Genomic DNA, 24,270 nt, shown 5'->3' with positions numbered 1-24,270 from the left:
TCAGTCGGCCGTTCCGGCGTTCCGGAACGCGCGGGCCAGCTGAGCCAGGTCGAAGCCCTCGAAGTGGTCGAGGAACCGCCGGCGAATGGCGGCCAGGTGGCTGGGCCAGGACTCCTCGAGGCGGGCGAAGCCGGCGTCGGTGAGGACGGCGTTCCAGCCGCGGGCGTCCTGCTCGCACCGTTCCCGCTTCACCAGGCCCTGCGTCTCCAGCCGGATGATCGTGCGGGTCATGCCGCTGAGTGAGAGGTGGCAGAGCGCGGCGAGTTCGTTCATGCGCATCCGCCGGTCCGTCGCCTCGGAGAGGTGCATCAGGGCGATGTACTCGGTCAGCGGCAGTTGCCGGTCGCCGACCATGTCGCCGTCGATCGTGCGGGGCAGCACGTACATCACCTGACCCAGGGCGCGCACCAGCGCCTCTTCGTCCGTGGTGAGCGGTTTCGGACGCTCTGGGGGTGTGCCGGCCATGCGCCCCAGCCTAGTTGCTTGATCCGTCAAGTGCCCACCCTCGGTGTGGGGACAGCCACACGAGGGTTATTTGCTTGACCAAGCAATGAAGGCTAGCGTCGGCGCGTCCACCGGAACCACCCTCGAAAGGCGCCACCCATGACCAGGATCGGCATCATCCTCGGCAGCACCCGCCCCGGGCGGAACGGCGAGGCTGTCGCCCGCTGGGTCCTCGAGGTCGCCAAGCAGCGCTCCGACGCGGAGTACGAGCTGATCGACCTGCTGGACTACCAGCTGCCGCACCTCGACGAGGCGTACCCGCCGTCGATGGGTCAGTACACCAAGCCGCACACGCTCAAGTGGGCCGAGACGATCGCCTCGTACGACGGGTTCGTCATGGTGACCCCCGAGTACAACCACTCCACCTCGGGTGCCCTGAAGAACGCCATCGACTTCCTCTACGGCGAGTGGAACAACAAGGCCGTCGGGTTCGTCAGCTACGGCTCGGTCGGTGGGGCGCGTGCCGTCGAGCACCTGCGCCTGATCGCCGGGGAACTCCAGATGGCCGACGTGCGATCCCAGGTCGCGCTGTCGCTCTTCACCGACTTCGAGAACTTCAGCGTCTTCAAGCCCAACACGTTCCACGAGGACGCGCTGAACACCACACTCGACCAGGTGGTCGCCTGGAGCGCCGCGCTCGCGCCGCTGCGCCAGCGCTGACCCCGGACAGATCCGGAGCCGGCCACGGGACATCGTCCCGGGGCCGGCTCGGCTCGTTCCGGGCCGTGCCGTCGCCGGCGGCGTACTAACCTCGGCGGGATGAGCCGAGCAGCCAGCCCGGGCCGGGCACCACTGTGGCGCGACCGCGCCTTCGGCACGTACTGGATCGCGCAGTCGCTCTCCGCGGCCGGCGACTCGTTCGCGTACCTGGCGGTGCCGCTGCTGGTGCTCCAGGCGACCGGGTCGGTGGCGCGGATGGGTCTGCTCACCGCCGTCGCGGGCGCCGCGTCCGTCGTGGCCGGCATCTTCGGTGGGGTGCTCGTCGACCGGTACGACCGCCGCACCCTGATGATCGCCGCGGACCTGGCCCGGCTGGTGCTGTACGCCCTGGTGCCCCTGGCCTGGCTCGCCGGCCCGCAGGTCTGGCTGCTCTTCGTCGTCCTGCCGATCTGCGAGGCGGCCGGCATGGTGTTCCAGGTCGCCGCCGTGACGGCGGTGCGCAACCTCGTCGACTCCGACCGGATCACCGAGGCCAACGGCCGGTTGCAGGCGACGTACGCGGCGATGGCCGTGCTGGGGCCCCTGCTCGCCGGTGTGGTGTCGGCCCGCTTCGGTCCGGCGACCGCCATCGCCGTCAACGCGGGAAGCTTCGCGCTCTCCGCGGTCGGCCTGTGGCTGATCCGACTGCGACCCGTCGAGGCCGGTGCCGAGGCCGCGGCCCCCCGGCAGCGCCCGCTGGCCGAGTTCCTGGCGGGGGCGCGGTTCCTGTGGCGACAGCCCGTGCTCCGGGCGCTGACCGTGCTGCTGTCGGTGTTCATCTTCCTCACCTACGGCTTCACCGACGTGTTGATCTACCACGTCAGGCACGACCTCGGCGGCTCCGAGGGCACCGTCGGCACGGTGCTCGGGGTGGCGGCGCTGGGAACGGTGGCCGGCGCGCTGCTGGTGGCACCGCTGCGTCGCCGGCGCGGCTTCGGTGTCACCTGGATCAGCGCGCACACGCTCTGCGGGTTCGCGGTGGCGGGCGTGGGCGTCGCGACGAGCGTGCCGGCCGTCACCGCCCTGACCGCGGTGTACCTGTGCTGCCTCAGCATCGGCGGGATCTGCTCGATGTCGCTGCGTCAGGAGATCACTCCCGATCACCTGCTCGGTCGGGTCACCTCGGCGTTCTGGAGCACGCACTACGCCCTGGGGCCGGCCGGCGCGGCGGTGCTGACCTGGTCCGCCGGCAGGTACGGCGTCCAGGCCGTCCTGCTCGTGGCGGGCGCGGGATGCCTGCTGGTCGCCGTCGGCGGGTTGTTCACCCCGATCCGCCGCGCCGGCGCGGAGCCGGCCGGCCGCCGGCCGGTGCTCCGTCCCGCCCCGGCCGGCGGCACGACCGGTTGAGACGAGCCCGCTCAGAACTCCAGGTACATGACGTGCAGGCCGACCCGGCCGAGGGTGGGGTGGCGGAACGCCCCCGGCACCGTACCGACCACCTCGAAGCCCTCGCGCCGGTAGATGTCGACCGCCGCCCGGTTGCTCTGCGCCACGGCGTTGAACTGCATGCCCGCGTACCCCCGCGCGCGGGCCCACGCCAGCGCGTCGCGGCACAGCGCGGTGCCCACGCCCCGCCCGCGCGCGTCGGCGGCCACCATGAAACTCGCCGTGGACACGTGCGCGCCGGGCCCGGGGCGGTTGGTGCCCATCTTCGCGGTGCCGAGGATCCGCTCGCCGTCGACCGCGACGACGGTCCGACCCGGCGGGGCCTCCACCCACATGCCGTACGACTGCTCGGCGGTCATCGCGGGGTCGTAGGTGAACGTCTCCTGTGCCCGGATCACCTCCTGGATGATCGGCCACACCTGAGACCAGTCCTGGTCGACGAACTCCCGAATGAGCACCGGGCGAGGCTAGGGCCCCGCACGAGGTTCGGACAATCTGTTTACGGCAGGTGCATCCGCGGGGCGTACCCGGTGCGAAGCATGGGTCGTGACGAGACGTCACGGATCCGTCGCTTCGACGAAAGGCCCGCTGATGAAGATCGCACGACTCGCCGCCAGGATGGCGGTGGGCGCCATGGCCACCGCGCTGGCCACCACGGCCGTCGCCGTGCCGGCCGCCTCGGCGACCGGTAAGGCCAAGCCGCTCGGCACGACGTCGCTCGCCCAGGTGCTCACGAAGGACACCAGCGGCTTCGACCGCAACTCGCGTGACTTCGACGTGCTGACCGCGGCCGTGCTGGCCGTGCTGGAGGCCAAGCCGAACTCGCCGGTCAAGGTTCTGACCGACGGCACCGTCGCGCTGACCGCGTTCATCCCCACCGACGCGGCCTTCCAGCAGTTGGTACGCGAGATCACCGATTCCACGAAGCTGCCGAGTGAGAGCGCCGCGTTCGCGGCGGTCGCCGGGCTGGGCATCGACACCGTGGAGAACGTCCTGCTCTACCACGTGGTGCCGGGCGCCACGATCGACCGCAACACGGCGGTCCGCGCCGACGGCACGGACCTGACCACCGCGCTCGGCTCGACCGTCGAGGTCGACGTGCGCACCTACCTGTTCTTCTTCCGGCAGGTGCGGCTGGTCGACGCCGACACCAACGACCGCAACGCCCGCGTCGTCAGCTTCGACGTCAACAAGGGCAACCGGCAGATCGCGCACGCCGTGGACCGGGTGCTGCGCCCGATCGACCTGCCCTGAGCAGGGACGGGCGGCGTCCGGCCTCGCGCCGGGCGCCGCCCGCGTCGATCGTCAGACCGGTCCGAGCGCGGTGATCTCCTCGCCGAGCAGGGTCGCCAGCCGCTCATGCCGCCCGCGATGGCTGTCCGGAGTCATGCCCCGGCTGGGCATCTCCACGGTCATCAGCAGGTACAGGTGCAGCCGGTACAGCGCGAGACGGCGACGCGCCGAGTCGTCCAGGACCAGCGGTTCGGCGCTGGCCGCCCGGTAACCGACAAGCAGGGGATGGTCCGGCTCATCCTCCGCCCGGCGGAACAGCCGCGGCGAGACCAGGTCCAGCAGCGGGTCGCCGTAGAGGTACCGTTCGCCGTCGACCAGGCCACGCAGCCGCAACCGGCCGTCCGCGTCGGGCTCGGCCAGCACGTTGCCGTCCCAGCAGTCGAAGTGCAGCAGAGCCGGGCGGCGTACCTCGTCCAGCACCTCGGCGTGCCGCCGCACCAGCGCGTGCAGGTCGTCCCCGGTGACCGGCAGCGGGACGTCCCAGTCGACCGCGTCGGCGAGCAGCGCGTCGAGCATCCCGGTGAACGCCGCCCGCCAGGTCGCTCCGCCGGCCCGCGCACCGTCGTAGCCGAACCGGTCGCCGGTGATCCGGTGCAGCGCGGCGAGAGCCACCCCGAGGTCGTACCGCGCCGGGCCGTCGTCGACGCCGCGCCCGGACAGCTCGTGCAGGGACCGGCCGGGCAGCATCGCGGTGACCAGCCATTCGCCGTACGCCGGGTCGGTGCCGTGGTGCAGCACCGCGGGCACGGGCACCTGCGGTGCCCGATCGGCGACCAGCCGGAAGTAGCGGGCCTCGGCAGCGCAGAGCCCCCGTTCGTACCGCAGCAGCGGTGTTCCGACCGGCGGGGCCACCTTCAGCACCACCCGACGGTCGTCGTCGAGCGCCGCCCACCACACCGTGGCGTACCCGCCGCCGGTCAGCGGACCCGCCTCGCGGACCCGGGTCCGTGGGCCGAACGACGCGCGGACCAGGTACGCCACGTCGTCGGTCGTCAGGGGACGCTGTGTCGGGCCGAGCATGGTCATGACGCCGTGTCGGCCCGCCGCGCCCGGGGCGCCGGTCGGGTCGTGGACTGGGCGGCGGGGCCGGTGGTGTCCCGGCGGACCAGCTCGGCGGGCAGCATCTCGACCCGGGGCGACAGCGTGTCCGCGCCGAGCACCAGCGACATCGCCCGTACCCCCATGTCGACAAGCGGCAGCCGCACGGTGGTCAACGGCGGGGTGACGTCCCGGGCGATCGGCATGTCGTCGAAGCCGATCACGGAGATCCGCTGCGGTACGGGTAGCGACCGGGCCCGCAGGGTGGCGAGCGCGCCGATGGCCATCGAGTCGTTGAGCGCCACGATCGCGGTCAACTCCGGGTCGGCGTCGAGCAGGCGGGCGGTGGCCCCCGCGCCGCCGTCCCGGTCGAACTCGGCGTACCGGATCCGCCGGTCGGGCAGGTCCCGGCCCTGTTCGCGGAGGGCCTGGCGGAGCCCGTCCAGCCGGTCGGTGGTGGTGGTGAGGATGCGCGGGCCGGCGACCACGCCGATCGCCCGGTGCCCCAGCTCGCACAGCTCCCGGCCGGCCAGGTAGCCGCCGGTCCGGTTGTCGGGCATCACCGCGTCGCCGGAGTGCTCGTGCCGGCCGATCACCGCGACCCGCCCACCGGTCGTCTCGTACGCGGCCAGCTTCTCGTTGAGCTGCCGGGTGAACGCCTCGTCGTGGTAGCCGGAGCCGGCGAGGATCAGCGCCGCCACCTGGTGCCCGCGCAGCAGCTCCACGTACTCCAGCTCACGGTCGGGGTCGCGGTAGCTGTTGCAGATCATCAGCAGCCGGCCCCGGTCGCTGGCGACGCGTTGCAGGCCGCGGGTGATCTCGGCGAAGTACGGGTCGGAGACGTCGTGCACGATGACGCCGACCGCGCTGCGGTGCGAGCGGGCCAGCAGTTGGGCGTGCGCGTTCGGCACGTACTGCAACTCGGCGACGGCGGCCAGCACCCGTTCGCGCAGCTCGTCGGTGACCGGTTTGCTGCTGCCGTTGATCACACGGGAGGCGGTGGCGGGTGAGACACCCGCGCGTCGCGCCACGTCGGACAGGGTCGCCATGGCCGCCCCCTCGATCAGTGGACGGCGTTCCGCCGTGCCGGCCAGCGTCACGGTACCGCAGTGAAAGCCCTTTCCCGCAGGGAGGCTCCGGGGGAGCGCCGGGCGGCGGCCGGGCCGCCGCCCGGCGCGGGGGAGGGCGCAGCTCGACGCGGCGATCCCGGTCACCTGGGGGAATGCCCAGGTACGCGGTCGACGAGCCGGTCGAGCGGGACCGGTTGGCCTGCTGGACACCTGCCCGGCGGTCGGCTGACCGTCCGGTGGGGACGGTCGCGAGGGCGGCGCAAAGACATCGAGGAAAGGCCTTGCCTGGTATTCGGGCGCCGCCTACGCTCCAGGAAAGCGTTTGCCTGATTCGCCGATCGGCCGACCCCCGGGGGGTGTGCCGACCTCCGAGGAGGTTCCGTGTGAGCGGGAACGCGCCGCACACGGCGGGGTCGCCGGCCACCCCCGACACGGCGGCCACCGGCGACGCCGAGACGTCGCTCCTCCACCCGGCGGCGTAGGCCGTCACCACCGCCGGCAGCCACCCAGGACGCGGGATCGGCACGACCAGCACGACGGAAGGAACACCATGACCCGCAGGTCGATCGGCATCATCGTCAACGGCGTGACCGGAAGGATGGGTTACCGGCAGCATCTCGTCCGCTCGCTGCTGGCCATCCGCGAGTCCGGCGGCGTGACGCTGACCGACGGCACGACCATCTGGCCGGAACCGGTCCTGGTCGGGCGCAACGAGACAAAGCTCCGTGAGCTGGCCGAGCGGCACGGCCTGACCGACTGGACGACCGACCTGACCTCGGCGCTGGCCCGGGACGACGTCGAGATCTACTTCGACGCCCAGGTCACCCAGCAGCGGGAGAAGGCCATCCGGCAGGCCATCGAGGCCGGCAAGCACATCTACACGGAGAAGCCCCTCGCCGAGGACACCGCCGCCGCGCTCGACCTGGCCCGGGCCGCCGACGCGGCAGGCATCCGCACCGGCGTCGTCCAGGACAAGCTCTTCCTGCCCGGGCTGCGCAAACTCAAGCGGCTCGTCGACGGGGGCTTCTTCGGCCAGATCCTGTCGGTGCGCGGCGAGTTCGGCTACTGGGTCTTCGAGGGCGACTGGCAGCCGGCGCAACGTCCGTCGTGGAACTACCGGGCCGAGGACGGCGGCGGCATCGTGGTGGACATGTTCCCGCACTGGCACTACGTGCTGGAGGAGCTGTTCGGCCGGGTCAACGCCGTCTCCTGCGTGACCGCCACGCACGTGCCCGAGCGGGTGGACGAGACCGGCGGCACGTACGCGGCCACCGCCGACGACGCCGCGTACGCCGTCTTCGAACTCGACGGCGGGGTGATCGCGCAGATCAACTCGTCCTGGGCGGTGCGGGTGTACCGCGACGAGCTGGTGGAGTTCCAGGTCGACGGCACCGAGGGCAGCGCGGTCGCCGGCCTGCGCACCTGCCGGGTACAGCACCGGGCGGTCACCCCGAAACCGGTGTGGAATCCGGACCTGCCGGTCACCGAGAACTTCCGCGCCCAGTGGGCCGAGGTGCCCGACAACGAGGAGTTCGACAACGGCTTCAAGGTGCAGTGGGAGGCGTTCCTGCGGCACATCGTGACCGGCGAGCCGTTCCGGTGGAACTTCCTGGCCGGCGCGCGCGGCGTGCAGCTCGCCGAACTGGGGCTGCGCGCGGCCCGCGACGGCGTCCGCGTCGAGGTGCCGGAGCTGCGCTCATGACCGCCGAGGTGGTGTTGCCGGGTGGACGGCGGCACCGGCTGGCCGGGGGGAGCGGCTTCGCCCGCCCGGCCGCGCCCGCGACCAGCCGCATCGCGTACGCCGCCGCGCACGTGGTCGCCGACCCGGTCGCGGAGAACGTGCCGGGCGCCCCGGCCGCTGTGGACTGGGACACCACCCTCGCCTTCCGGCGGCACCTGTGGTCGTACGGGCTGGGGGTCGCCGAGGCGATGGACACCGCCCAGCGGGGGATGGGGCTGGACTATCCGACGACCCGTGAGCTGATCCGGCGCAGCACCGCCGAGGCCCGCGCGGTGGATGGGCGGATCGTCGCCGGAGTCGGCACCGACCAGCTGCCGGCCGGCCCGGCCACCCTCGCCGCGGTGACCGCCGCGTACACCGAACAGCTCGCCGACGTCCGCGCGGCCGGCGCCCGGCCGGTGCTGATGTGCAGCCGGCACCTGGCCGCCGCGGCGCGCGGCCCGGAGGACTACCTGCGGGTGTACGACGAGCTGCTCAGCGCCGCCGACGGCCCGGTGGTGCTGCACTGGCTGGGCGCGATGTTCGATCCGGCGCTGACCGGCTACTGGGGTGCGGCGGACCTGGACCTGGCCGCCGACACGGTCCTCGAGCTGGTCAAGGCGCACCAGTCCAAGGTGGACGGCATCAAGGTGTCGCTGCTGGACGCCGGCCGGGAGGTTGCGCTGCGCCGCAGGCTGCCCGCCGGGGTACGCCTCTACACCGGTGACGACTTCCACTACCCGGAGCTGATCCGGGGCGACGAGGTGGGCCACTCCGACGCGCTGCTCGGGGTTTTCGCCGCCATCGCACCGGCCGCCGCCGCCGCGCTCGCCGCCCTGGACCGGGGGGACCTGCCGGTGTACGACGAGATCTTCGCGCCGACGGTGCCGCTGGCCCGGCACCTGTTCGCAGCGCCCACCTGGCACTACAAGACGGGGATCGTGTTCCTGGCCTGGCTGGCCGGGCACCAGGACCACTTCACGATGGTGGGCGGCGCGCAGTCCGGCCGGTCCCCGGCGCACCTGGCCACCCTGCTCACCCTGGCCGACGCGGCCGGGCTGCTGCCCGACGCCGAACTGGCCGCCGCCCGCGCCCGGGCGCTGTTCACCGTCGCGGGAGTGGTCCAGTGAGTGCGAGGAGTGAGCCGGTTCTGCGAGCCCCGCAGTCGCGAACGGACGGTGGCTCAGTGAGTGCGAGGAGTGAGCCGGTTCTGCGAGACCCGCAGTCGGAAGGCCCGTCGGGGCGGCTGGCGCGGTTCTCGTTCAACCAGGCCACCTCCCAGCGCTGGCCTCTGCCGGACGTGGTGGCCGGCTGCGTGGAGGCCGGCGTGCCGGGTATCGGGTTGTGGCGGGAGCCGGTGGCGGCGTACGGCCTGGCCCGCTCGGCGAAGCTGGTCCGCGACGCCGGCCTCACCGTCACCTCGCTGTGCCGGGGTGGTTTCTTCTCCGCCGACGACTGGCGTGCGGAGAACCTGCGGGCCATCGAGGAGGCGGCCACGCTTGGTGCCCCGGAGTTGGTGCTGGTGTCCGGCGGACTGCCGGCCGGCAGCCGGGACGTCGACGGTGCCCGACGTCGGGTCGCCGACGCGATCGGGGAGCTGGCTCCGGACGCGGCGGCGGCCGGCGTACGGCTGGCCATCGAGCCGCTGCACCCGATGTTCGCCGCCGACCGCTGCGTCATCGCCACCCTCGGCCAGGCGTTGGACATCGCCGAGCGGTTCGACCCGGCGGTGGTCGGGGTCGTCGTGGACGCGTACCACGTCTGGTGGGACGACACGGTGTACGCGCAGATAGCCCGTGCCGGCGCGCGCATCGCCGCGTTCCAGGTCTGCGACTGGGTGACTCCGCTGCCGGAGGGTGTGCTGCTCGGTCGGGCGCTGCCCGGCGACGGGTGCATCGAGCTGCGCCGGCTGCGCGAGGCGGTCGACGCGGCTGGTTACGCCGGACCGATCGAGGTGGAGGTGTTCTCCGCCGAGGTGTGGGCGCGTCCGGGCGCGGAGGTGCTGGACGCGGCGATCGCCGGCTACCTGCGCCACGTTGTCTGAGTGACCGCCGCAGGCGGAGCGCGGGAGCGCCGGGCTGCCCGCCGGACCGCGAGGACGTCCGTCCGGTCTGCGGTTTCACCTACGACCATCGCCCGAGCTTGAAAGATTTTCGTCTTAGCTGAGGCGACCGTCCGGTCATACGTGGATGTCGAGGTGGATGGTGCGTGGGCCCGGCCGCGCGGCCCAGGTCCGCCCCCCGACCGTGTCGCTGGACCGTATCCGACGGCCGGCGATCCAGATGCCCGCGTCGATATGTCTGATCGAGAACGGCGAGGTCGGGGCGCTGTGGGCGCGGTCGAACCGACGGATTGCAGCCCGGCGATCAGTCGCGCCGGTGCTTCGCGCCGCCCCGTTCGCCCGATGACCTGCGTCGCAAGGGGTCGGGAACCGGGCCGCGCCGGGTCCGGCGGGCGCCGGAAAGCGGGGTAGCGGGGCCAGAACGATCATGCGATGCTGGCGCCCTTCCAGATCCGGATCAGGCACCGCCACACGTGGCGGCGCCTGATCCGCTGTGCGCCCGCCCGGAAAGGCTCGGACAAATCGCCATGCCAAGTCTGATCATGCAGGTCGTCGCGCACGAGGACGACGACCTGCTGTTCATGAATCCCGACGTGAGCGCGAGCATCGCGGCCGGCGTTCCCAGCGTGACCGTGTACCTGAGCGCCGGCAACCTCACCGGCACCGGCACCACCGACGCGCAGCGGACCCGCAACAGGCAGCGGGGGGTCCAGGACGCGTACGCCCGGATGGCCGGAGTGACGACTATCGCTCCGAGCCAGGCCGACTGGCAGGGTGACCTGCTCACGATCGCGGGGAGGCAGGTCGAGCGCTACCGGTTGACCGTCCGCCCGGACGTGGCGCTGGTGTTTCTCAACCTGCACGACGGCCAGTTGTCGAACATCTACGGCGGGACGACCGACACGTCGATCATTCCGGAGTCCGGGGTGGTGACCACGTCGTTCTCCTACAAGCGCGCCGACGTCGTGGCCGTCCTCACCGGACTGCTCGCCACGTACCAGCCGACGGTGCTGCGGTTCCAGGACCTCGACCCCGATGTGCGGTACGGCCCGCAGGAGCACCCCGACCACCGCGCGACGGTACGTTTCATCACCGACGCGGCCACCTCGTCGTCGAGCAGGGCGATCCAGGTCAGCTACCGCGACTACGAGATCAGCCAGTCCGTGGCCAACCTCTCGGTGGACGCGCTCGCCGACAAGACCGCGACGCTCAGCCTGTACGCGAGCTACGACGTGAAGTACGCGCCGAACAACTGGCCGGCGCGGGCGTACCGTCGGTGGGCTCGGGGGACGACCTGGGTCGGTCGCAACGCGGACGGACGGCTCCAGACGTTCGTCGTCCGCAACGGTGTCGTCCACACCCAGTGGCAGACCGTGAACGGCGTCTGGTCGGCCCCGCTCACCCTGGGTGGGGCTGGCGGTCCGCTCGCACCGACCCTCACCGTCGGCAACAACGCCGACGGCCGCCTCGAGATCTTCGCCCGTCGCCTCTCGGACCACCACATCGTCACCACCTTCCAGACCCAGCCCAACGGCGGCTGGCTCACGTCGTGGGTGGATTTCGGCAGCCCCAACGCGGGGCTGAGCAACGCCGACCAGATCGGCGTCCCGACGGCGTGCCGGAACGCGGACGGCCGGATGCAGATCTTCGTGAAGAACGGCGGCGGAGGGCTCAGCGCCAAGGCACAGACCACCGCCAACGGCAGTTGGGGCGGCTGGACCGATCTGCGCGGGTCGGACGCGCAGGACGCCATCGCCGCGATCCTCAATCCGAGCGGCCGGATCGAGGTGTTCGCCGCCACCCGGACCGGGGTCCTGCACTGGGTACAGACCCAGCCCAACGGCGCTTTCACCCTCAGCACGCTCCCGACCCCCGCTCCCGCGAGCTCACCGCAGGTGGCGATCGGGTCGAACAAGCTCCTGCAACTGGTCTACCGGCAGGAGAACAGCGCCGAGGTGTCGATCTTCCGCCAGGCGTCGTCCGGCGGCTCGTTCGACGCGACGCCGACGATCGTGCCCGGTCAGACCGGAATGGGTGAGGTCGCGGTCGTCAGAAACCCGTCCGACCCGAACGCGCCCGTCACCCTCTTCGCGCTGGGCTCGGACACGGCGGTGGGCGTGAACATGGAGTCGGCGCCCGGGGGACCGTACGACACCTGGACCCCGTTGGACGGTCCGACCATCGACTTCGCCGCCGCGGTGGACGCGGCCGGCCTGATCACCGTCTTCCGGATCGGCGCGGACGGTCTGGTCAACGCCAGCCGGCAGGACAGCGTCGGCGGGCGGACGTTCGATCCCTGGCAGCCACTTCCCGCGTAGGTCCCGCTCGCCGGCCAGCGGTGCCGGCGTCGGGCCCACTGACCGAACGAATCCCGGGGCGCCCGCTCCGGGGGATGACATCGACTGCCCGGGACACGGGCATGATCCGCACGGGGGACCGCACAATGCGTCGTCGCAGCTTCGTCATGACGTCGATGGCGACCGGTATCGGGTGGAAGATCCCGCTCCGGGAACCAACTCCTTCGCAGCCCGCCGGGCCGGCTCCCGCGACTGTCGCACCGGAATCCGCCTCGACGTCCGGCGCGTTCGGTCGGGCCGGTGTCTTCGTCCGGCGCGCCGAGATCCGGCACCCGAACGCGGACACGCAGCGGCAGGCGGCCCAGCCGATGCCACGCCTGCACGGCATCCGGCTGACCGACAACCGCAGTGCCGGCTACGTCCGGTCGGTCCTCGACTTCGCCCTGCCCGGTCCACCGGCGGCCGTCCCGGCCGCGCTGGCGTCGCTGCGTTTCTACACGGTCGTGGCCGACCCGGACCCGCAGCTGCGCCGCTCGATCGTCGACGCACCGCACACCGTGCACCTGGAGATCGGGCGCAGCGACACCATCCTTCCGCAGCGGCCTGTGCCGCAGCGGGACCGGTTGGTGCTGCACACCGCCCTCTGGCACGCCGAAGGCATGTGCTTCGTCCAGTTCGGACTCGCCAGGCCCGCGAACTTCCGCGTGACCGAGAAGGGCGATCAACTGCTGGTCGACTTCCAGGTCTGACCCGCCGTGCGGGCGGCGGCCCGCACGGTACGCACCTGGCTCCGAGGGCGCCGAGAAAAGTGGATCTAGGCGCGGCTGCCACATCGTGATCTTATGTGCACCAGCGATCCGTAACCCCGCGCAAACCGTCGATTAACCGTCGACGGCTTAGCTGGGGAGCGCTCCCACACACGGGTCGCGATCGATGAGGACAGCTCCACGAAGGAGCGGGCGGAAGGAGCCTCGTGGCTACACGCACGAGCGGGAACAGGCTGCGAAGACTGGCGTTACCGACGTTGGTCATCGCCATGGTCGCCGGCACGACCGGTGTCGCGGGACCGGCGGCGGCGGCCCCCGGAGAACGGCCGGCCACCAGCGGCGTCGACTACTTCTCCGGTGGATCGGACCGGAAGGTCACCCTGACCGACGGGGCGGATCGTCGCCCCGACAGCGAGCGCCGGCACGACCCGAAGGCCGCCGTCGACGCGAGCGGGACGGGCATGTACGTCGTCGAGTTGGCCGAGGAACCACTGAGCACGTACGCCGGTGGGGTGTCCGGGCTGGCGCGGACCCGCCCGGCTGCGGGCAACCGGCTGGACGTGACGTCGGCGCCGTCCCGGGCGTACCGGGGACATCTCGACGCCCAGCGGACCGCCGTCGCCAGCGCGGCGGGCGTGCAGGTCAAGGCCGCCTACACCACCGCCTTCAACGGCTTCTCGGCGAAGCTGACCGCCCAGCAGGCGGCCGCGTTGCGGGCGGACAAGCGCGTCCGTGCCGTCACCGCCTCACGCGTGCTGGGCACCCCGACGCCGCCGCCCACCGCGCCGCCGTCCACCCCGGACGCCGCCGCCCCGGGTGCCACCACCGCCGAGCCCGGTCAGCAGACCCCGACCGGAAAGCCGGCCAAGCCCGGCCCCGCCACCGGCGCGGGAATGGTGATCGGCGTCCTGGACACCGGCATCTGGCCGGAGAGCGCGTCCTTCGCCAAGAGGATGCCAACCCCCGCCAACTGGCGCGGCACCTGCCAGACCGGCGTGGCCTTCGTGGCCGAGCACTGCAACGGCAAGATCGTCGGTGCCCGGTACTTCGCCGACTCGTGGCTCGCCGGCGGCGGCTCCGTACCCGAGGGTGAGGTGCTGTCCCCGCGCGACATGGCCGGGCACGGCACGCACACCGCGTCCACGGCGGCCGGCCTGCCGATCCCGGACGTCACGATCGACGGCCGTCGCTTCGGTCCCGTCTCCGGGGTCGCGCCGGACGCGCAGATCGCCGTCTACAAGGTGCTCTGGGGCGGCATGGGCTACGACGCCGACATCATCGCCGGCATCGACGCCGCGGTCGCCGACGGCGTGCAGGTCCTGAACTTCTCGATCGGCTCGGATCTCGGCGACTGGGAGGCGAACACCCCGATCGGCATCGCCTTCCTCAACGCCACCCTGTCCGGGGTCTTCGTGGCGGCGTCGGCGGGCAACACCGGAATCGTGAGCGGGGCGATCAGCAACGCGGCGCCCTGGGTGACCACGGTCGGCGCGGCCGTGACGAAGCTCGACGAGGCGACCGTCAGGCTCGGCGACGGCACCAAGCTGGTCGGCGGGTCGCTGGACGCGCTGCCCGGCGGCAAGCCGTACCCGATGGTCTTCGGCGAGCAGGCCGGATCGGCGCAGCAGGGTGCCGTCTACTGCGAGCCGGGCAGCCTCGACCCCGCCAGGATCAAGGGCAAGGTCGTGGTCTGCGCGCTGTCCGACACGTACGGCGCCGCCGCCGAGGTCAAGGCCAAGGGCGGAGCGGCGATGGTGGTGTTCGACCCGGTCGGCAACTACCGGGTCAACTCGATCTACAGCTTCCCGGTGGTCTACCTGCCGACCGAGAAGCAGGCCGGCACGTTGTTCAACTACCTGATGCGCCACCCCACCGACGCGACGGTGTCGCTGCGCAGCGGCGGTGACGGCTCCAGCGTCCCCGGCGTGCCCAGCGTCGCGGACTTCTCCTCCACCGGTCCGGACAAGGTGACCTTCGGTGTCCTCAAGCCGGACCTGGTCGCACCGGGATCGGACATCATCGCCGCGGTGTCACCGGCGGGCAACTTCGGGCGGGAGTACGACGCCTACTCGGGCACCTCGATGGCGTCGCCGTACGTGGCCGGCGCGGCGGCGGTCCTGCGCGCCACGCACCCGGACTGGTCGCCGGGAGCGGTCGCCTCGGCGCTGCGGACCACGGCCACCGACACCGTCGGCACCAGCAGCCCGCTGGACCAGGGCAGCGGCTTCATCAACCTCGCCGGGGCCAAGGACCCGGGACTGGTCATCGAGCCGACGGCGGCCGAGCTGACCGAGTTCGGCGAGACGGCCGCACCCGACGGCAAGGAACTCAACCTGCCGGCCATCTCGTTGCGCGAGTACGACGGCACCCGCCCGGTGACCCTCACCCGCACCCTGACCAACGTGGGCAGGGCTCCCGAGACCTACCGTTCGACGGTGTCCGGGCTGCCCGGCATGAAGATCACCGTGTCGCCGGCGGCGGTGACACTGGCGCCGGGCCGCTCCGCCACGGTGACGATCACCCTGCGCCGGGGGAGCGCGCCCTGGGACCGGTACGTGACCGGGTCGATCACCTGGCGCGGCAGGGCCCACAGCGCCCGGATCCCGGTCGCCGCCCGCCCGTGGGGAATCACCCCCCGGCCGTACGGAGACGACGGCGAGGAGTTCGGCCGGATGACCAGCGGCTCCTTCGGTATGGTCCAGCCGGGCTTCACCGGCCCGCTCACCGGCCGCAGCACCGGATACACGCCGATGCGGCGCACGACGTACTCGATGCCGGCCGGCGTGTACGGCGGCGTGTTCGACCCGAGCGCCGCCGGAGTGAAGAAGCTCGACTTCACCGTGCCCCCGAACACGGCGGGCATCATCGTGGAGGCCGGCACCGAGGATCCGAACACCAACCTCGACCTGTACCTGTACCGGGGCGACACCCTGGTCTACAGCAGTGACAGGTTCTGGACCAGCGCCGAGCAGGCGTACGCGTTCCTGCCCGAGCCGGGGCGCTACACGGCGTACGTGTTCGCGCAGGTGCCCGGCGGCCCGGTCGTCGACTTCCAGGTGGGCCACGCCATCATCGGCCGCGACGCCAGGTATTCACCTGCCACGCTGACGTTGCCGTCCACGACCCAGCGCGGCCAGAGCCTCAACTTCACCCTGCGGCCCGACCGGCCGCTGGGCGAGGGTGACTTCTGGGCGTACACCGAGTACCGCACCAACGGCGCGATCATCCCGGGCAACCTCGTCAACACCCAACAGAGTTCCTGGCAGTAGGACGTACCGGACCCGGGGGCGGTGCCGTCGCACCGCCCCCGGTGCCGTGTCAGCGCCGCCAGGTGTCGATCGCCCGCACCCCGTCGCGCACGGTCCGGTCCAGGATCTCGGGATTGCCGCTGGAGCCCTCCCAGCCCTGGTCGTCGAACACGGTCACCACCCCGTCGACCCGGGCCACGGCGATCCCGGCCGAGGCGTCGCCGCCGGTGCGCTCGCCGTTCAGGCTGGTCTCGGCCCACTCCCGGGTCACCAGCACCGCCTCGTCACCGACACCCGGCAACGGCCTGCTCCCGACGGTGACCGGGTTGCCGCCCTGGTCGTACGAGGGACACGCCCGGACCGCGTCGCGCAGGCGCTCCAGGTACGCCACGGCACCGTCACCGTCGAACGTGAAGATGGTCTGGTGGATCATGCCCTGCGGCACGTTGGTGTCGGGCTCACCGGCCTTCTTGTAGGTGACCGTCATCGCGGCGCTCGCGGTGACCTGCCGGCCGCCGGTGCCGAACTCGTTGCCGCACAGCTTCGGCAGGGCCTCGGCGACCGGCGTCGGCCGTCGGGGAGACTTCCGCAGCTCGGTCGGCAGCTCCACGAAGGCCGACGTCGGGATGGTCGTCGGCGCGCCGGCGCTAGCGGATGGTTGGCCTGTCGGGCTCGGGGCGGCCGTCGCGGTCGTCGGCGAGGGTGTCGACGACGCCGACCCGGTCCCGTCCCCGTCCGTCGTGCAGGCGGTGCTCAGTGCGACGACGCCCAGCATCGGCAGGATCAGCCCGACCACCCGTGGCACCCGGGTCGGTGGCGGTGCGTACCGGCTCATGTCTCTCCCCCTCGCCTCTGTACGAGCAGTTCCCGGCGACGAGCCGGTGGAAACGACGAGCACCGCCCGGGCGCCGTCGACGAACATGTTCCGGCACCCGTCAGGGAGGTCGTCGTCCCCGCGTGCGGACGGCGGTCGACGACATCGCGACCGGCCGGGGCCGTCGTTCACCGGGCGAGAGTGCGGTAGCGAAGGCGTACGACGCCGTTTCGGAACCGGCGCTCGTCGAGGAGGTCGAGGTCGACGCGCATCCCGGTCGGTAGCCCCGGCTTGCCCCCGCCGACGACCACGGGCCAGACGAACAGGTGGCACTCGTCGACCAGCCCGGCCCCGAAGGCCTGCGTCGCGAGGTTCGCACCTCCGACGATGAGATCTTTGTTGGCCGCGGCCTTCAGCTCGCGTACCGCGGCGGGGTCGAAGCGGCGTTCGAGTCGGGTGTCGGCTGTCGACACCGCGGCGAGGGTCGTGGAGTAGACGACTTTGCCCGCCGCCTGCCACGCCCTCGCGAAGTCGGCCGTGAGGTCGGACTGCGCGGCAAGTGCGGCGTCGGTCTCCCAGACGGCCATCGACTCGTACAGGCGCCGCCCGTAGAGGAACGTGCCCGCCGACCGCAGGAGCTCGGTGGTGGAGGCGAACAGCTCGTCGTCGCCGGGGAGCCAGTCGAAGCCCCCGCTCGGGTCCTCGATGTAGCCGTCGAGAGACACGTTCGTCACGTAGATCAGCTTCGCCATGCCGCCGCCTCTCGATGATCAGCTGGAACAGGTGGAGAACTGGTCAGGTGGGCGTACGCCGAGTGGCACGTGTCGTTGCGCGAGCAACGCCGGCAGGTCGCCTGACACGAGGGCCCGGTCGCCCATCTCGCTGATCGGGACCCACGCGATGTCCTCGTGCTCGTCAGGGGCGTGGTTGGTGGGGGAGCCGACCCAGTCCCGGACCTGCCAGACGCTCACGTGGACGGCGTCCGCACCACTGCCGGCGTGCAGGTCGCCCAACCGTGCGGCGGACTCCGTCACGATCCGAACGCCCAGCTCCTCGTGCATCTCACGCGCGAGGGCCTGGAGGTCGGACTCACCCGGTTCGACGTGCCCGCCGGGCAGATCCCAGAGATCCGGGTACGCCCGACGGGTCGGGCTGCGGTGCACCAGCAGGACCGCGCCGTTCTCCACGAGCGCACCGCAGACGACGATATGCATGACGGGAGTAGAGCACAGGGGGAGGACGAACCCGCTCCAATCCGGGGGCGCGCCTGCACGTCATCGAGGAGACCGCTCGGCACGCCGGTCACCTGGACGTGGTGCGCGGGCTCATCGACGGGCGTACCGGGTGGGGCCACGCTGACCGGGCGGAGCCGCCGGTCTGGCGGTGCCACGTGCTGTCGTGCCACGACGGACGCGCCGGCCGGCCGGTGCCGGGTCTGCCGCGTCAACGACCGTCAGTGTGCCCGGATCTCCCAGGCCGGCTGCTGTGGTTCGTCGTTGTGCACGACGATGTCGGCGTGGTCGGTCGGGCTGACCGTGGCGAGGTAGAGCTGTTGGGAGGGGATGTAACGCTCGCGCCAGCGCCGTTCCACGTCGGCCCGGGACGACACCCGGCGCTCTCGGATCACGGCCCGGTCCACCGTCTTCTCGAGGGCGGTGGACACGAAGATGCGCAGGTCCCACCGGTCGATCAGTTCCGGTCGCAGGAGGAAGACGCCGTCGAAGACCAGCACGGCGTCGGCGGGGGCGGCCGTGACCGGCGGGGACAGCACGGTGTCCGCCGCGTGGTCGTAGACCGCGTGCCGGAAGAGCCGATCTCCGCCCGGTCCGAGTGGATCGAGCAGCACCCGGTTCAGCGCGTCATGGTCGTGGGTGTCCCGGTAGCAGCCCTCGGCCGAGTACTCGCCGCGCGGATAGCGCTGTGCCCGGGGGAAGAGGAAATCGTCGATCGTCGCGCGGATGACGTGGCGGCCCTGGTGGCGCAACACGACCGCCAGTTCGTCGGCGAGTGTGGTCTTGCCCGTCGCGGGTGGTCCGTCGACCGCGACCCGGGTCGGGTGGGCGACGGCGACGGACCGGGTCGCCTCCGCCAGGCGGCCGAGCATCTGGTCGCGGGTGCCTCGTTCCATCTTCTGACCCGCCCTGCCCCGTCCGGTCACGTCGCCGACGCCGGTTCGGCGGATCGGGGCGTGAAGAAGCGGACGATGTCCTGCGCCGCGGTGGGGGACAGCATCATCGCCTGCACCCGTGCGGACATCTCGGCGATCGGGTGGATCCTGGCGAACATCGCGTCCTCGTACGACCGGATCGCCGAGTCCGGGTCGGCGGGGTCGGCGGCGAGTTGGACGGCGAGTTCGGCGGCGTCGAGCATGGCCTGGTTGGCGCCCTCGCCGACGGGGGGCATGAGGTGCGCGGCGTCGCCGACGAGCGTGACGCCCGGCCGGGCGGACCAGCGCGTGCCGACGGGCGTCGCCTCGATCAGGCGCGGCGTCGGCGGGCTGTCGGCTGCCTCGATGAGCGCGGTGAGCCGGGGGTCCCAGCCGGCGAAGATGTCGAGCAGGGCGCGTTTGCCGCGCAGGGAGTCGATGGGGTGGTCGCCCGCGCGCAGCGAGATCCCGACCCGGAGGGCACCGTCGCCGAGGCGCTGCGCGGAGAGGATCTGGTTCACGCCGACAGCCCACAGGTTTCCGGGGCCGACCAGATCGGCGAGACCGGGGTGCCTGCGGTCCACGTCGCTGACGGTCAGCTCCACCACCGTGGACACCGGGGACAGCTCGACGTCGACGAGCAGCGGTCGGACGATCGAGCGCGCGCCGTCCGCGCCGACGAGGATGTCGCAGTCGCCTCGGTGTCCCTCCTGGAATGTCAGCTCCCAACCGCCGCCCGGTCGCGGGGCCGCCGCGACCAGCCGGCGCCGCCAGACGACCGTGTCGCCCGGGAGGGAGTCGAGCAGGAGGTCACGTAGCACGCTCCGGTCGATCTCGGGACGCCCGGCGAACGAGCCGGGTCGCGGTTCGTGGTGCACCAGGATCCGGCCGCTCGGGTCGACGATGCGGTGCTCCTCGCCCTCGGGCCGTGCCTGCGACCGGAACCCGTCGGCGAGGCCCGCCTCGGCCAGGGCCCGCTGCCCGGACTCCGGGTGCAGGTCGAGTGAGCCGCCCTGTGGCCGGGCGGACCGGTTCGCGTCGCGCTCGTACACCACCGCGTCGATGCCGTGGCGGTGCAGGACCCGCGCCAGTGTCAGCCCGCCGAGTCCGCCACCGGCTATCGCGATTCGCATACCTACCCCCTTGCCGTACACTGTATTGGTGGATACACCGTACGGTAGCGAAGCATTGCCCGTTTGGGAACGGCCCGAGCCCCAGCCGCGGGCGGTGCCCGTGCCGTTGAGCCGCGAGAAGATCGCGGCGGCGGCGATCCGGCTCGCCGACAGGCACGGCCTCGACGGGCTGTCGGTGCGCAAGATCGCGAAAGAACTCGGGGTCGGGCCGATGCGGCTGTACGACTACGTGCTCAACAAGGCCGAACTGCTCGATCTGATGGTCGACGTCGTCTACGCCCGGATCGCCGAGGTCGACAGTCACGCGGGGTGGCGGGAGACGGTGCTCGCCATCGCGCACGCGACCCGGCAGGCGGCCCTGGACCACGAGTGGTTCTCCGACCTGCTCGGCGGACGACCCCACCTGGGGCCGCACGCGCTCGCCGTGGGCGAGGCGACCGCTGCGGCGCTGAGTCGGTCACCCGGTGTGCGCGGCATCGACGATCTCCAGCGGGCGCTGGGTGCCCTCAACGCCTTCCTGATCGGCGCGATCCGCAGGGAGGTCACCGAGCGGCGCACCGCCCGGTCCACCGGCACCGAGGAGGCCGCCTGGCAGGCCAGCCTCGGCCCCTACCTCACCCGCATGCTGCGCACCGGCAGGTATCCCACGGTCGCCCGGCTCGTCGTCGACGGCGCCCACCTCGATGCCGAGGAGACCTTCAGCCACAACCTGACCACCGTCCTGGACGGCATCACCGGCGCGTGACCCACGGCGGCGGTGCGACAGTGCTCAGGCGGGCGTCACCGCCCAGGTCGGGCGCCAGGCCGTCGCGGGCAGCGGCGGCAGGGTCCGCAGGTGTGCGATGACCGCCCGCAGACCCGGGTGCGGATTCGCGCGGGGCAGGACGAGCGAGAGCGGGTAGGCCAGGGTCGGTTCCACGATGGGGATGCGGCGCAGGTCGTGGCTCGTCGGCCAGAGGTACCGGTCGCGGGAGCCGACGAGGGTCGCCACGTCGGCGGAGTCCGCGAGGACGTCCAGGAGCACCTCGTCGCCGAAGTGCGGCCCGGCGGCGTCGACGCGCAGGTCGAAGTCCGTGACCAGTTGGTCGTAGAAGTCCGCCCACTCGCTGCGCGGCGCGATGCCCGGCACCCAGATCCGGTGCCGCCGCAGCTGGACGGGCGTCAGCGTCCGTGCCGAGGCGAGCGGGTGTCGCGGGCCGACGAGGAGCTCCAGCGGGGAGTCGAACGCGTGGATCATCCGCACGTCGCGCGGCAGCGTGGCCGGGTCGGTCACCGAGCGGAACGACGCGTCGACCTCGCCGGCCCGGACCGCGGCGACCGCCGCGTGCGGGTCGTCGACGCGCAGGGTCACCACGTCGAGGGCGGTTTCCGGGTGCGCGCGCCAGAAGTCGTGCAGGACCACGGCCTGCGCCGAGCGCAGGCCCAGAACGTCGATCCGCAGGGCCCGCGAGCCCGGACTGATCGCGGCGACGGCACGGTCGACCCCGGCCACGACGACCCGGGCGTGCGCCAGGAAGGCCTGGCCGTCGAGCGTCAGCTCCACCCCTTTGGCGGTACGCGTGAACAGCCGCACGCCGAGGTCGCGTTCGAGAGCCGCGATCCGCTTCGACACGGCCTGCTGCGTCACGCCCAGCTCGTCGGCGGCGTGCCGCAGTTGCCCGAGCTCCGCCGCGCGGACGAACGACCGCACCCCCTCGGTATCCACCGACCCATTGTGCAACCGCACAACCGATGGTTGTGGCTCGCCCGGGTGGTGGTTGTTTGACCTGCGGCGGGTGCGCCCGATCTGCTGCGGGGATCGGTACATCGGTTGTCGCGGGGGAGTCGCGTGCGCGTGCGGTTGGGGCCTGACTTCGGGTGGTTGTGGTCGGCGTACGCGGTGAGCACCTACGGCACGTGGATCGCCTTCGGGGCGTTCCCGCTGATCGCCGTCCACGTCCTGGACTCGTCGGCGTTCGCCGTGTCGCTGCTGGACGCGGCGGGCCTCGCCGTCTCGGCGACTGTCGCCGTCGCGCTCGGGCCGTGGGTCGAGCACCGGGCCAAGCGGCCCGTGATGATCGCCATGGACCTGATCCGGTTCGCCGCGATGGCGAGCGTGCCTGTCGCGTACGCCCTGGGTCTGCTCTCCTACGGCCACCTGCTCGTCGTCGCGGTCGTCTCCGGGACCGCGGGCATCGCCTTCGCCGCGGCGTCCGGCGCGTACCTGAAACATCTCGTCCGCCGCGACCACCTCCTGGTGGCGAACGGACGGTTCGAGGGCACGAGCTGGGTGGCGACGGCCGCCGGTCCGCCCCTCGGTGGTGCGCTCATCGGGCTGCTCGGCCCGGTCGTCACCGTCCTGGCCGACGCCCTGAGCTACCTGCTGTCCGCGTTCGCGGTGCGGCGCGTCGGCGGAGGTGACGTCGCGACGCCGCGCGACCGGGTCACGCGACTGCGCCCGGTGGACCTCCTGGACGGTTGGCGGTTCATCCTCGACGACCGCGTCCTGCGAGGACTGTTCCTCAACTCGATCCTGGTCGGCGGCCTCATCATGGCCACCGCGCCCCTGCTCGCCGTTCTCCTGCTGGGCGAGTACCACCTCCCGCCCTGGCAGTACGGTCTGGCCTTCGGCGTTCCGGCGCTCGGTGGCTTCGTGGGCGCGCGGCTGTCCGCGCGCCTGGTGGCCCGGCACGGCCGGTACCGGGTCATGATCGTCTCCGGTTGGCTGCGGTCGCTCTTCCCGCTCGGTCTGGCGTTCGTCGGTCCCGGCATCCCCGGCCTCGTCACGGTGATCGTCGTCGAGGGCCTGCTGATCACCTGCATGGGCGTCTTCAACCCGGTCTCCGCCACCGAACGCCTGCACCGCGTTCCCGCCCACCACACCGCCCGGATCCTCAGCACGTGGAGCGCCACCGGCCGGCTGCTGCAGGCCGTCCTCATGGTGATCTGGGGCGTTCTGGCCACCGTCACCAGTCCGCTCGCGGCCATCACCATGTCCGGCGTCCTCCTGCTCGCCACCCCGCTCCTGCTGCCCGGAGGCACACAGTGGTCCGTCCCGAGCCGGCCTCGCCCGCCCAGGGCGTCCGGGTCGCCTGACCCACGGCGACGCCCCCGGGTGCCGCAGACTGGGCAGATGCCGGACGTGACAACCCGTCGGGTCGTGGCGGGGGAGGACCTCGCCGACGAACTCCAGCGGTACCCGCGCTGGCTACGGCACGCGTCGCTGCTCACGGCGGCGTCCCCACCCCCGTCGACCGAGGAGCCCACGAGTGCGCGTCAGCCTGGCGACGAGCGCCGGTAGGGCCGGCCGGCCGAACGAGGACTTCGTCGGCGCTGTACCGGGCGCTGTCGTCCTGCTGGACGGCGCCGGCATCCCGGGCGCCGAAGCGCACTGCTCCCACGGCGTCGCCTGGTACACGCGCCGCCTCGGCGGCACCCTGCTCGGCCACCTGTCCCGCGACGACGGGCGGGACCTGTCGGCCATCCTCGCCGCCGCCATCGCCGGGACCGCCGCCGAGCACGTCGACACCTGCGACATCGCTGACCCCGCGAGCCCGCAGGCCACCGTCGCGCTGGTCCGCGTCCACCGGGGACGCCTTGACCATCTCCTGCTCGCGGACTCCTTCCTCGTCCTCGACCGGGCCGGCGCCGGCCCGCTGGTGATCACCGACGAGCGCGAGGTGGCCGCCAGGCGCGACTGCGCGGCACCCCTGGACGGCATCGCGCCCGCAACGCCGGAGTACGACCGAATCCGCGCCTCCTGCGTCACCGCGCTGCGGGCGCGCCGCAACCAACCCGGCGGCTACTGGATCGCGAAGGACGACCCGCGTGCCGCGCGGGAGGCGGTGACCGGCGGATGTTCCCTCACCGACCTGAACGCTGTGGCGTTGGTCAGCAACGGGGCCAGCCGCATCGTCGACCCGTACGGCCTCACCGACTGGCCCGGCCTCCTGGAACTGCTGCGCAGCGACGGACCGGCCGGCGTCATCGCCCGCGTCCGGCAGGCCGAAGCCCAGGACCGCGACGCCCAGGTCCCGGACGACGCCACGGTCGCCTACTGCACGCGCCTGCGTCACGAGGACTGGACGATGGACGGCCCCGGACGACGCTGACG

At 72.3% G+C, this 24,270-nt stretch carries 22 protein-coding genes and 1 pseudogene; 13 read left to right on the top strand and 10 right to left on the bottom strand.

Annotation, left to right across the window (positions count from 1 at the left end):
* Complete coding sequence (locus ABZS77_RS13455; RefSeq protein ID WP_354822084.1) at positions 1-465, bottom strand: MarR family winged helix-turn-helix transcriptional regulator; 465 nt, start codon at positions 463-465, stop codon at positions 1-3.
* Between the two features lie 138 nt (positions 466-603).
* Between ABZS77_RS13455 and ABZS77_RS13450 the strand changes: the two genes are divergently transcribed.
* Both ABZS77_RS13450 and ABZS77_RS13445 read left to right on the top strand, forming a co-directional pair.
* A complete protein-coding gene (locus tag ABZS77_RS13450) occupies positions 604-1,164 on the top strand; it encodes an NAD(P)H-dependent oxidoreductase (RefSeq protein WP_354822081.1) in 561 nt (186 codons plus the stop codon).
* A gap of 99 nt (positions 1,165-1,263) precedes the next feature.
* Positions 1,264-2,550, top strand: a complete 1,287-nt coding sequence (locus ABZS77_RS13445; RefSeq protein ID WP_354822078.1) for an MFS transporter — start codon at positions 1,264-1,266, stop codon at positions 2,548-2,550.
* 11 nt (positions 2,551-2,561) lie between these two features.
* On the opposite strand, the gene ABZS77_RS13440 is transcribed toward ABZS77_RS13445, so the two are convergent.
* Positions 2,562-3,047 carry a GNAT family N-acetyltransferase gene (locus ABZS77_RS13440; protein ID WP_354822075.1) on the bottom strand — a complete coding sequence of 162 codons (486 nt, stop codon included), beginning with the start codon at positions 3,045-3,047 and terminating at the stop codon, positions 2,562-2,564.
* Between the two features lie 133 nt (positions 3,048-3,180).
* Between ABZS77_RS13440 and ABZS77_RS13435 the strand changes: the two genes are divergently transcribed.
* The gene (locus tag ABZS77_RS13435; protein ID WP_354822072.1) at positions 3,181-3,843 is read left to right on the top strand and encodes a fasciclin domain-containing protein; all 663 of its coding nucleotides are present in this window, start codon (positions 3,181-3,183) and stop codon (positions 3,841-3,843) included.
* A gap of 51 nt (positions 3,844-3,894) precedes the next feature.
* On the opposite strand, the gene ABZS77_RS13430 is transcribed toward ABZS77_RS13435, so the two are convergent.
* Positions 3,895-4,902, bottom strand: coding sequence for a phosphotransferase (locus ABZS77_RS13430; RefSeq protein ID WP_354822069.1), 1,008 nt, complete (start codon positions 4,900-4,902; stop codon positions 3,895-3,897).
* Between the two features lie 2 nt (positions 4,903-4,904).
* Positions 4,905-5,969: a LacI family DNA-binding transcriptional regulator gene (locus tag ABZS77_RS13425; RefSeq protein ID WP_354822444.1), complete on the bottom strand. Its 1,065-nt coding sequence runs from the start codon at positions 5,967-5,969 to the stop codon at positions 4,905-4,907.
* A gap of 571 nt (positions 5,970-6,540) precedes the next feature.
* Here ABZS77_RS13425 and ABZS77_RS13420 point away from each other — a divergent pair.
* The 6 genes from ABZS77_RS13420 (at position 6,541) to ABZS77_RS13395 (ending at position 16,105) form a co-directional block, all read left to right on the top strand.
* Positions 6,541-7,692, top strand: coding sequence for a Gfo/Idh/MocA family oxidoreductase (locus ABZS77_RS13420; protein ID WP_354822066.1), 1,152 nt, complete (start codon positions 6,541-6,543; stop codon positions 7,690-7,692).
* A complete protein-coding gene (locus tag ABZS77_RS13415; RefSeq protein WP_354822063.1) occupies positions 7,689-8,840 on the top strand; it encodes a dihydrodipicolinate synthase family protein in 1,152 nt (383 codons plus the stop codon). Before ABZS77_RS13420 ends, ABZS77_RS13415 begins: the two co-directional genes overlap by 4 nt.
* Positions 8,841-8,956: 116 nt before the next feature.
* Positions 8,957-9,754 (top strand): sugar phosphate isomerase/epimerase family protein, encoded by a 798-nt coding sequence (locus tag ABZS77_RS13410; protein WP_354822442.1) that lies wholly within the window; start codon positions 8,957-8,959, stop codon positions 9,752-9,754.
* A gap of 545 nt (positions 9,755-10,299) precedes the next feature.
* Positions 10,300-12,090: a PIG-L family deacetylase gene (locus ABZS77_RS13405; protein WP_354822060.1), complete on the top strand. Its 1,791-nt coding sequence runs from the start codon at positions 10,300-10,302 to the stop codon at positions 12,088-12,090.
* A 125-nt stretch (positions 12,091-12,215) separates the two neighbouring features.
* Positions 12,216-12,818: a hypothetical protein gene (locus tag ABZS77_RS13400; RefSeq protein ID WP_354822057.1), complete on the top strand. Its 603-nt coding sequence runs from the start codon at positions 12,216-12,218 to the stop codon at positions 12,816-12,818.
* A 224-nt stretch (positions 12,819-13,042) separates the two neighbouring features.
* The gene (locus ABZS77_RS13395; protein WP_354822054.1) at positions 13,043-16,105 is read left to right on the top strand and encodes a S8 family serine peptidase; all 3,063 of its coding nucleotides are present in this window, start codon (positions 13,043-13,045) and stop codon (positions 16,103-16,105) included.
* Positions 16,106-16,154: 49 nt separating this feature from the next.
* Here ABZS77_RS13395 and ABZS77_RS13390 read toward each other — a convergent pair whose 3' ends face one another.
* The 3 genes from ABZS77_RS13390 to ABZS77_RS13380 form a co-directional block, all read right to left on the bottom strand.
* Complete coding sequence (locus tag ABZS77_RS13390; protein WP_354822051.1) at positions 16,155-16,919, bottom strand: hypothetical protein; 765 nt, start codon at positions 16,917-16,919, stop codon at positions 16,155-16,157.
* Between the two features lie 167 nt (positions 16,920-17,086).
* A complete protein-coding gene (locus ABZS77_RS13385; protein WP_354822048.1) occupies positions 17,087-17,650 on the bottom strand; it encodes a dihydrofolate reductase family protein in 564 nt (187 codons plus the stop codon).
* Positions 17,651-17,668: 18 nt separating this feature from the next.
* On the bottom strand, positions 17,669-18,112 hold the full coding sequence (locus tag ABZS77_RS13380; protein WP_354822046.1) for an NUDIX domain-containing protein: 444 nt from the start codon (positions 18,110-18,112) through the stop codon (positions 17,669-17,671).
* A gap of 53 nt (positions 18,113-18,165) precedes the next feature.
* On the opposite strand from ABZS77_RS13380, the pseudogene ABZS77_RS13375 reads away from it, so the two are divergent.
* Positions 18,166-18,228, top strand: a pseudogene (locus tag ABZS77_RS13375) (DUF664 domain-containing protein); the annotation flags it as partial.
* A 123-nt stretch (positions 18,229-18,351) separates the two neighbouring features.
* Here ABZS77_RS13375 and ABZS77_RS13370 read toward each other — a convergent pair.
* Both ABZS77_RS13370 and ABZS77_RS13365 read right to left on the bottom strand, forming a co-directional pair.
* A complete protein-coding gene (locus ABZS77_RS13370; protein WP_354822044.1) occupies positions 18,352-19,026 on the bottom strand; it encodes a cytidylate kinase family protein in 675 nt (224 codons plus the stop codon).
* A 26-nt stretch (positions 19,027-19,052) separates the two neighbouring features.
* Positions 19,053-20,177 carry an FAD-dependent monooxygenase gene (locus tag ABZS77_RS13365; protein ID WP_354822041.1) on the bottom strand — a complete coding sequence of 375 codons (1,125 nt, stop codon included), beginning with the start codon at positions 20,175-20,177 and terminating at the stop codon, positions 19,053-19,055.
* A gap of 94 nt (positions 20,178-20,271) precedes the next feature.
* Between ABZS77_RS13365 and ABZS77_RS13360 the strand changes: the two genes are divergently transcribed.
* Positions 20,272-20,922: a TetR/AcrR family transcriptional regulator gene (locus ABZS77_RS13360; RefSeq protein ID WP_354822038.1), complete on the top strand. Its 651-nt coding sequence runs from the start codon at positions 20,272-20,274 to the stop codon at positions 20,920-20,922.
* A 24-nt stretch (positions 20,923-20,946) separates the two neighbouring features.
* On the opposite strand, the gene ABZS77_RS13355 is transcribed toward ABZS77_RS13360, so the two are convergent.
* On the bottom strand, positions 20,947-21,882 hold the full coding sequence (locus tag ABZS77_RS13355; protein ID WP_354822035.1) for a LysR family transcriptional regulator: 936 nt from the start codon (positions 21,880-21,882) through the stop codon (positions 20,947-20,949).
* Positions 21,883-22,011: 129 nt separating this feature from the next.
* Between ABZS77_RS13355 and ABZS77_RS13350 the strand changes: the two genes are divergently transcribed.
* Both ABZS77_RS13350 and ABZS77_RS13345 read left to right on the top strand, forming a co-directional pair.
* Positions 22,012-23,457 carry an MFS transporter gene (locus ABZS77_RS13350; protein WP_354822032.1) on the top strand — a complete coding sequence of 482 codons (1,446 nt, stop codon included), beginning with the start codon at positions 22,012-22,014 and terminating at the stop codon, positions 23,455-23,457.
* The gene (locus ABZS77_RS13345; RefSeq protein ID WP_354822029.1) at positions 23,426-24,268 is read left to right on the top strand and encodes a hypothetical protein; all 843 of its coding nucleotides are present in this window, start codon (positions 23,426-23,428) and stop codon (positions 24,266-24,268) included. The genes ABZS77_RS13350 and ABZS77_RS13345 overlap by 32 nt, the downstream gene beginning before the upstream one ends.
* Positions 24,269-24,270 lie beyond the last annotated feature (2 nt).

It is taken from the genome of Micromonospora sp. NPDC005298 (assembly GCF_040607375.1).
Taxonomy (GTDB): Bacteria; Actinomycetota; Actinomycetes; order Mycobacteriales; family Micromonosporaceae; genus Micromonospora.
The sequence above is the reverse complement of the archived record's forward strand: the minus strand, read 5'-3'. Positions and strand labels throughout refer to the sequence as shown.

What these genes read in the sequence shown, in the direction of transcription:
- ABZS77_RS13455 (WP_354822084.1), bottom strand. Translation starts at nt 465, where the DNA reads ATGGCCGGCACACCCCCAGAGCGTCCGAAACCGCTCACCACGGACGAA.
- ABZS77_RS13450 (WP_354822081.1), top strand. Translation starts at nt 604, where the DNA reads ATGACCAGGATCGGCATCATCCTCGGCAGCACCCGCCCCGGGCGGAAC.
- ABZS77_RS13445 (WP_354822078.1), top strand. Translation starts at nt 1,264, where the DNA reads ATGAGCCGAGCAGCCAGCCCGGGCCGGGCACCACTGTGGCGCGACCGC.
- ABZS77_RS13435 (WP_354822072.1), top strand. Translation starts at nt 3,181, where the DNA reads ATGAAGATCGCACGACTCGCCGCCAGGATGGCGGTGGGCGCCATGGCC.
- ABZS77_RS13430 (WP_354822069.1), bottom strand. Translation starts at nt 4,902, where the DNA reads ATGCTCGGCCCGACACAGCGTCCCCTGACGACCGACGACGTGGCGTAC.
- ABZS77_RS13425 (WP_354822444.1), bottom strand. Translation starts at nt 5,969, where the DNA reads ATGGCGACCCTGTCCGACGTGGCGCGACGCGCGGGTGTCTCACCCGCC.
- ABZS77_RS13420 (WP_354822066.1), top strand. Translation starts at nt 6,541, where the DNA reads ATGACCCGCAGGTCGATCGGCATCATCGTCAACGGCGTGACCGGAAGG.
- ABZS77_RS13415 (WP_354822063.1), top strand. Translation starts at nt 7,689, where the DNA reads ATGACCGCCGAGGTGGTGTTGCCGGGTGGACGGCGGCACCGGCTGGCC.
- ABZS77_RS13405 (WP_354822060.1), top strand. Translation starts at nt 10,300, where the DNA reads ATGCCAAGTCTGATCATGCAGGTCGTCGCGCACGAGGACGACGACCTG.
- ABZS77_RS13400 (WP_354822057.1), top strand. Translation starts at nt 12,216, where the DNA reads ATGCGTCGTCGCAGCTTCGTCATGACGTCGATGGCGACCGGTATCGGG.
- ABZS77_RS13390 (WP_354822051.1), bottom strand. Translation starts at nt 16,919, where the DNA reads ATGAGCCGGTACGCACCGCCACCGACCCGGGTGCCACGGGTGGTCGGG.
- ABZS77_RS13385 (WP_354822048.1), bottom strand. Translation starts at nt 17,650, where the DNA reads ATGGCGAAGCTGATCTACGTGACGAACGTGTCTCTCGACGGCTACATC.
- ABZS77_RS13380 (WP_354822046.1), bottom strand. Translation starts at nt 18,112, where the DNA reads ATGCATATCGTCGTCTGCGGTGCGCTCGTGGAGAACGGCGCGGTCCTG.
- ABZS77_RS13370 (WP_354822044.1), bottom strand. Translation starts at nt 19,026, where the DNA reads ATGGAACGAGGCACCCGCGACCAGATGCTCGGCCGCCTGGCGGAGGCG.
- ABZS77_RS13365 (WP_354822041.1), bottom strand. Translation starts at nt 20,177, where the DNA reads ATGCGAATCGCGATAGCCGGTGGCGGACTCGGCGGGCTGACACTGGCG.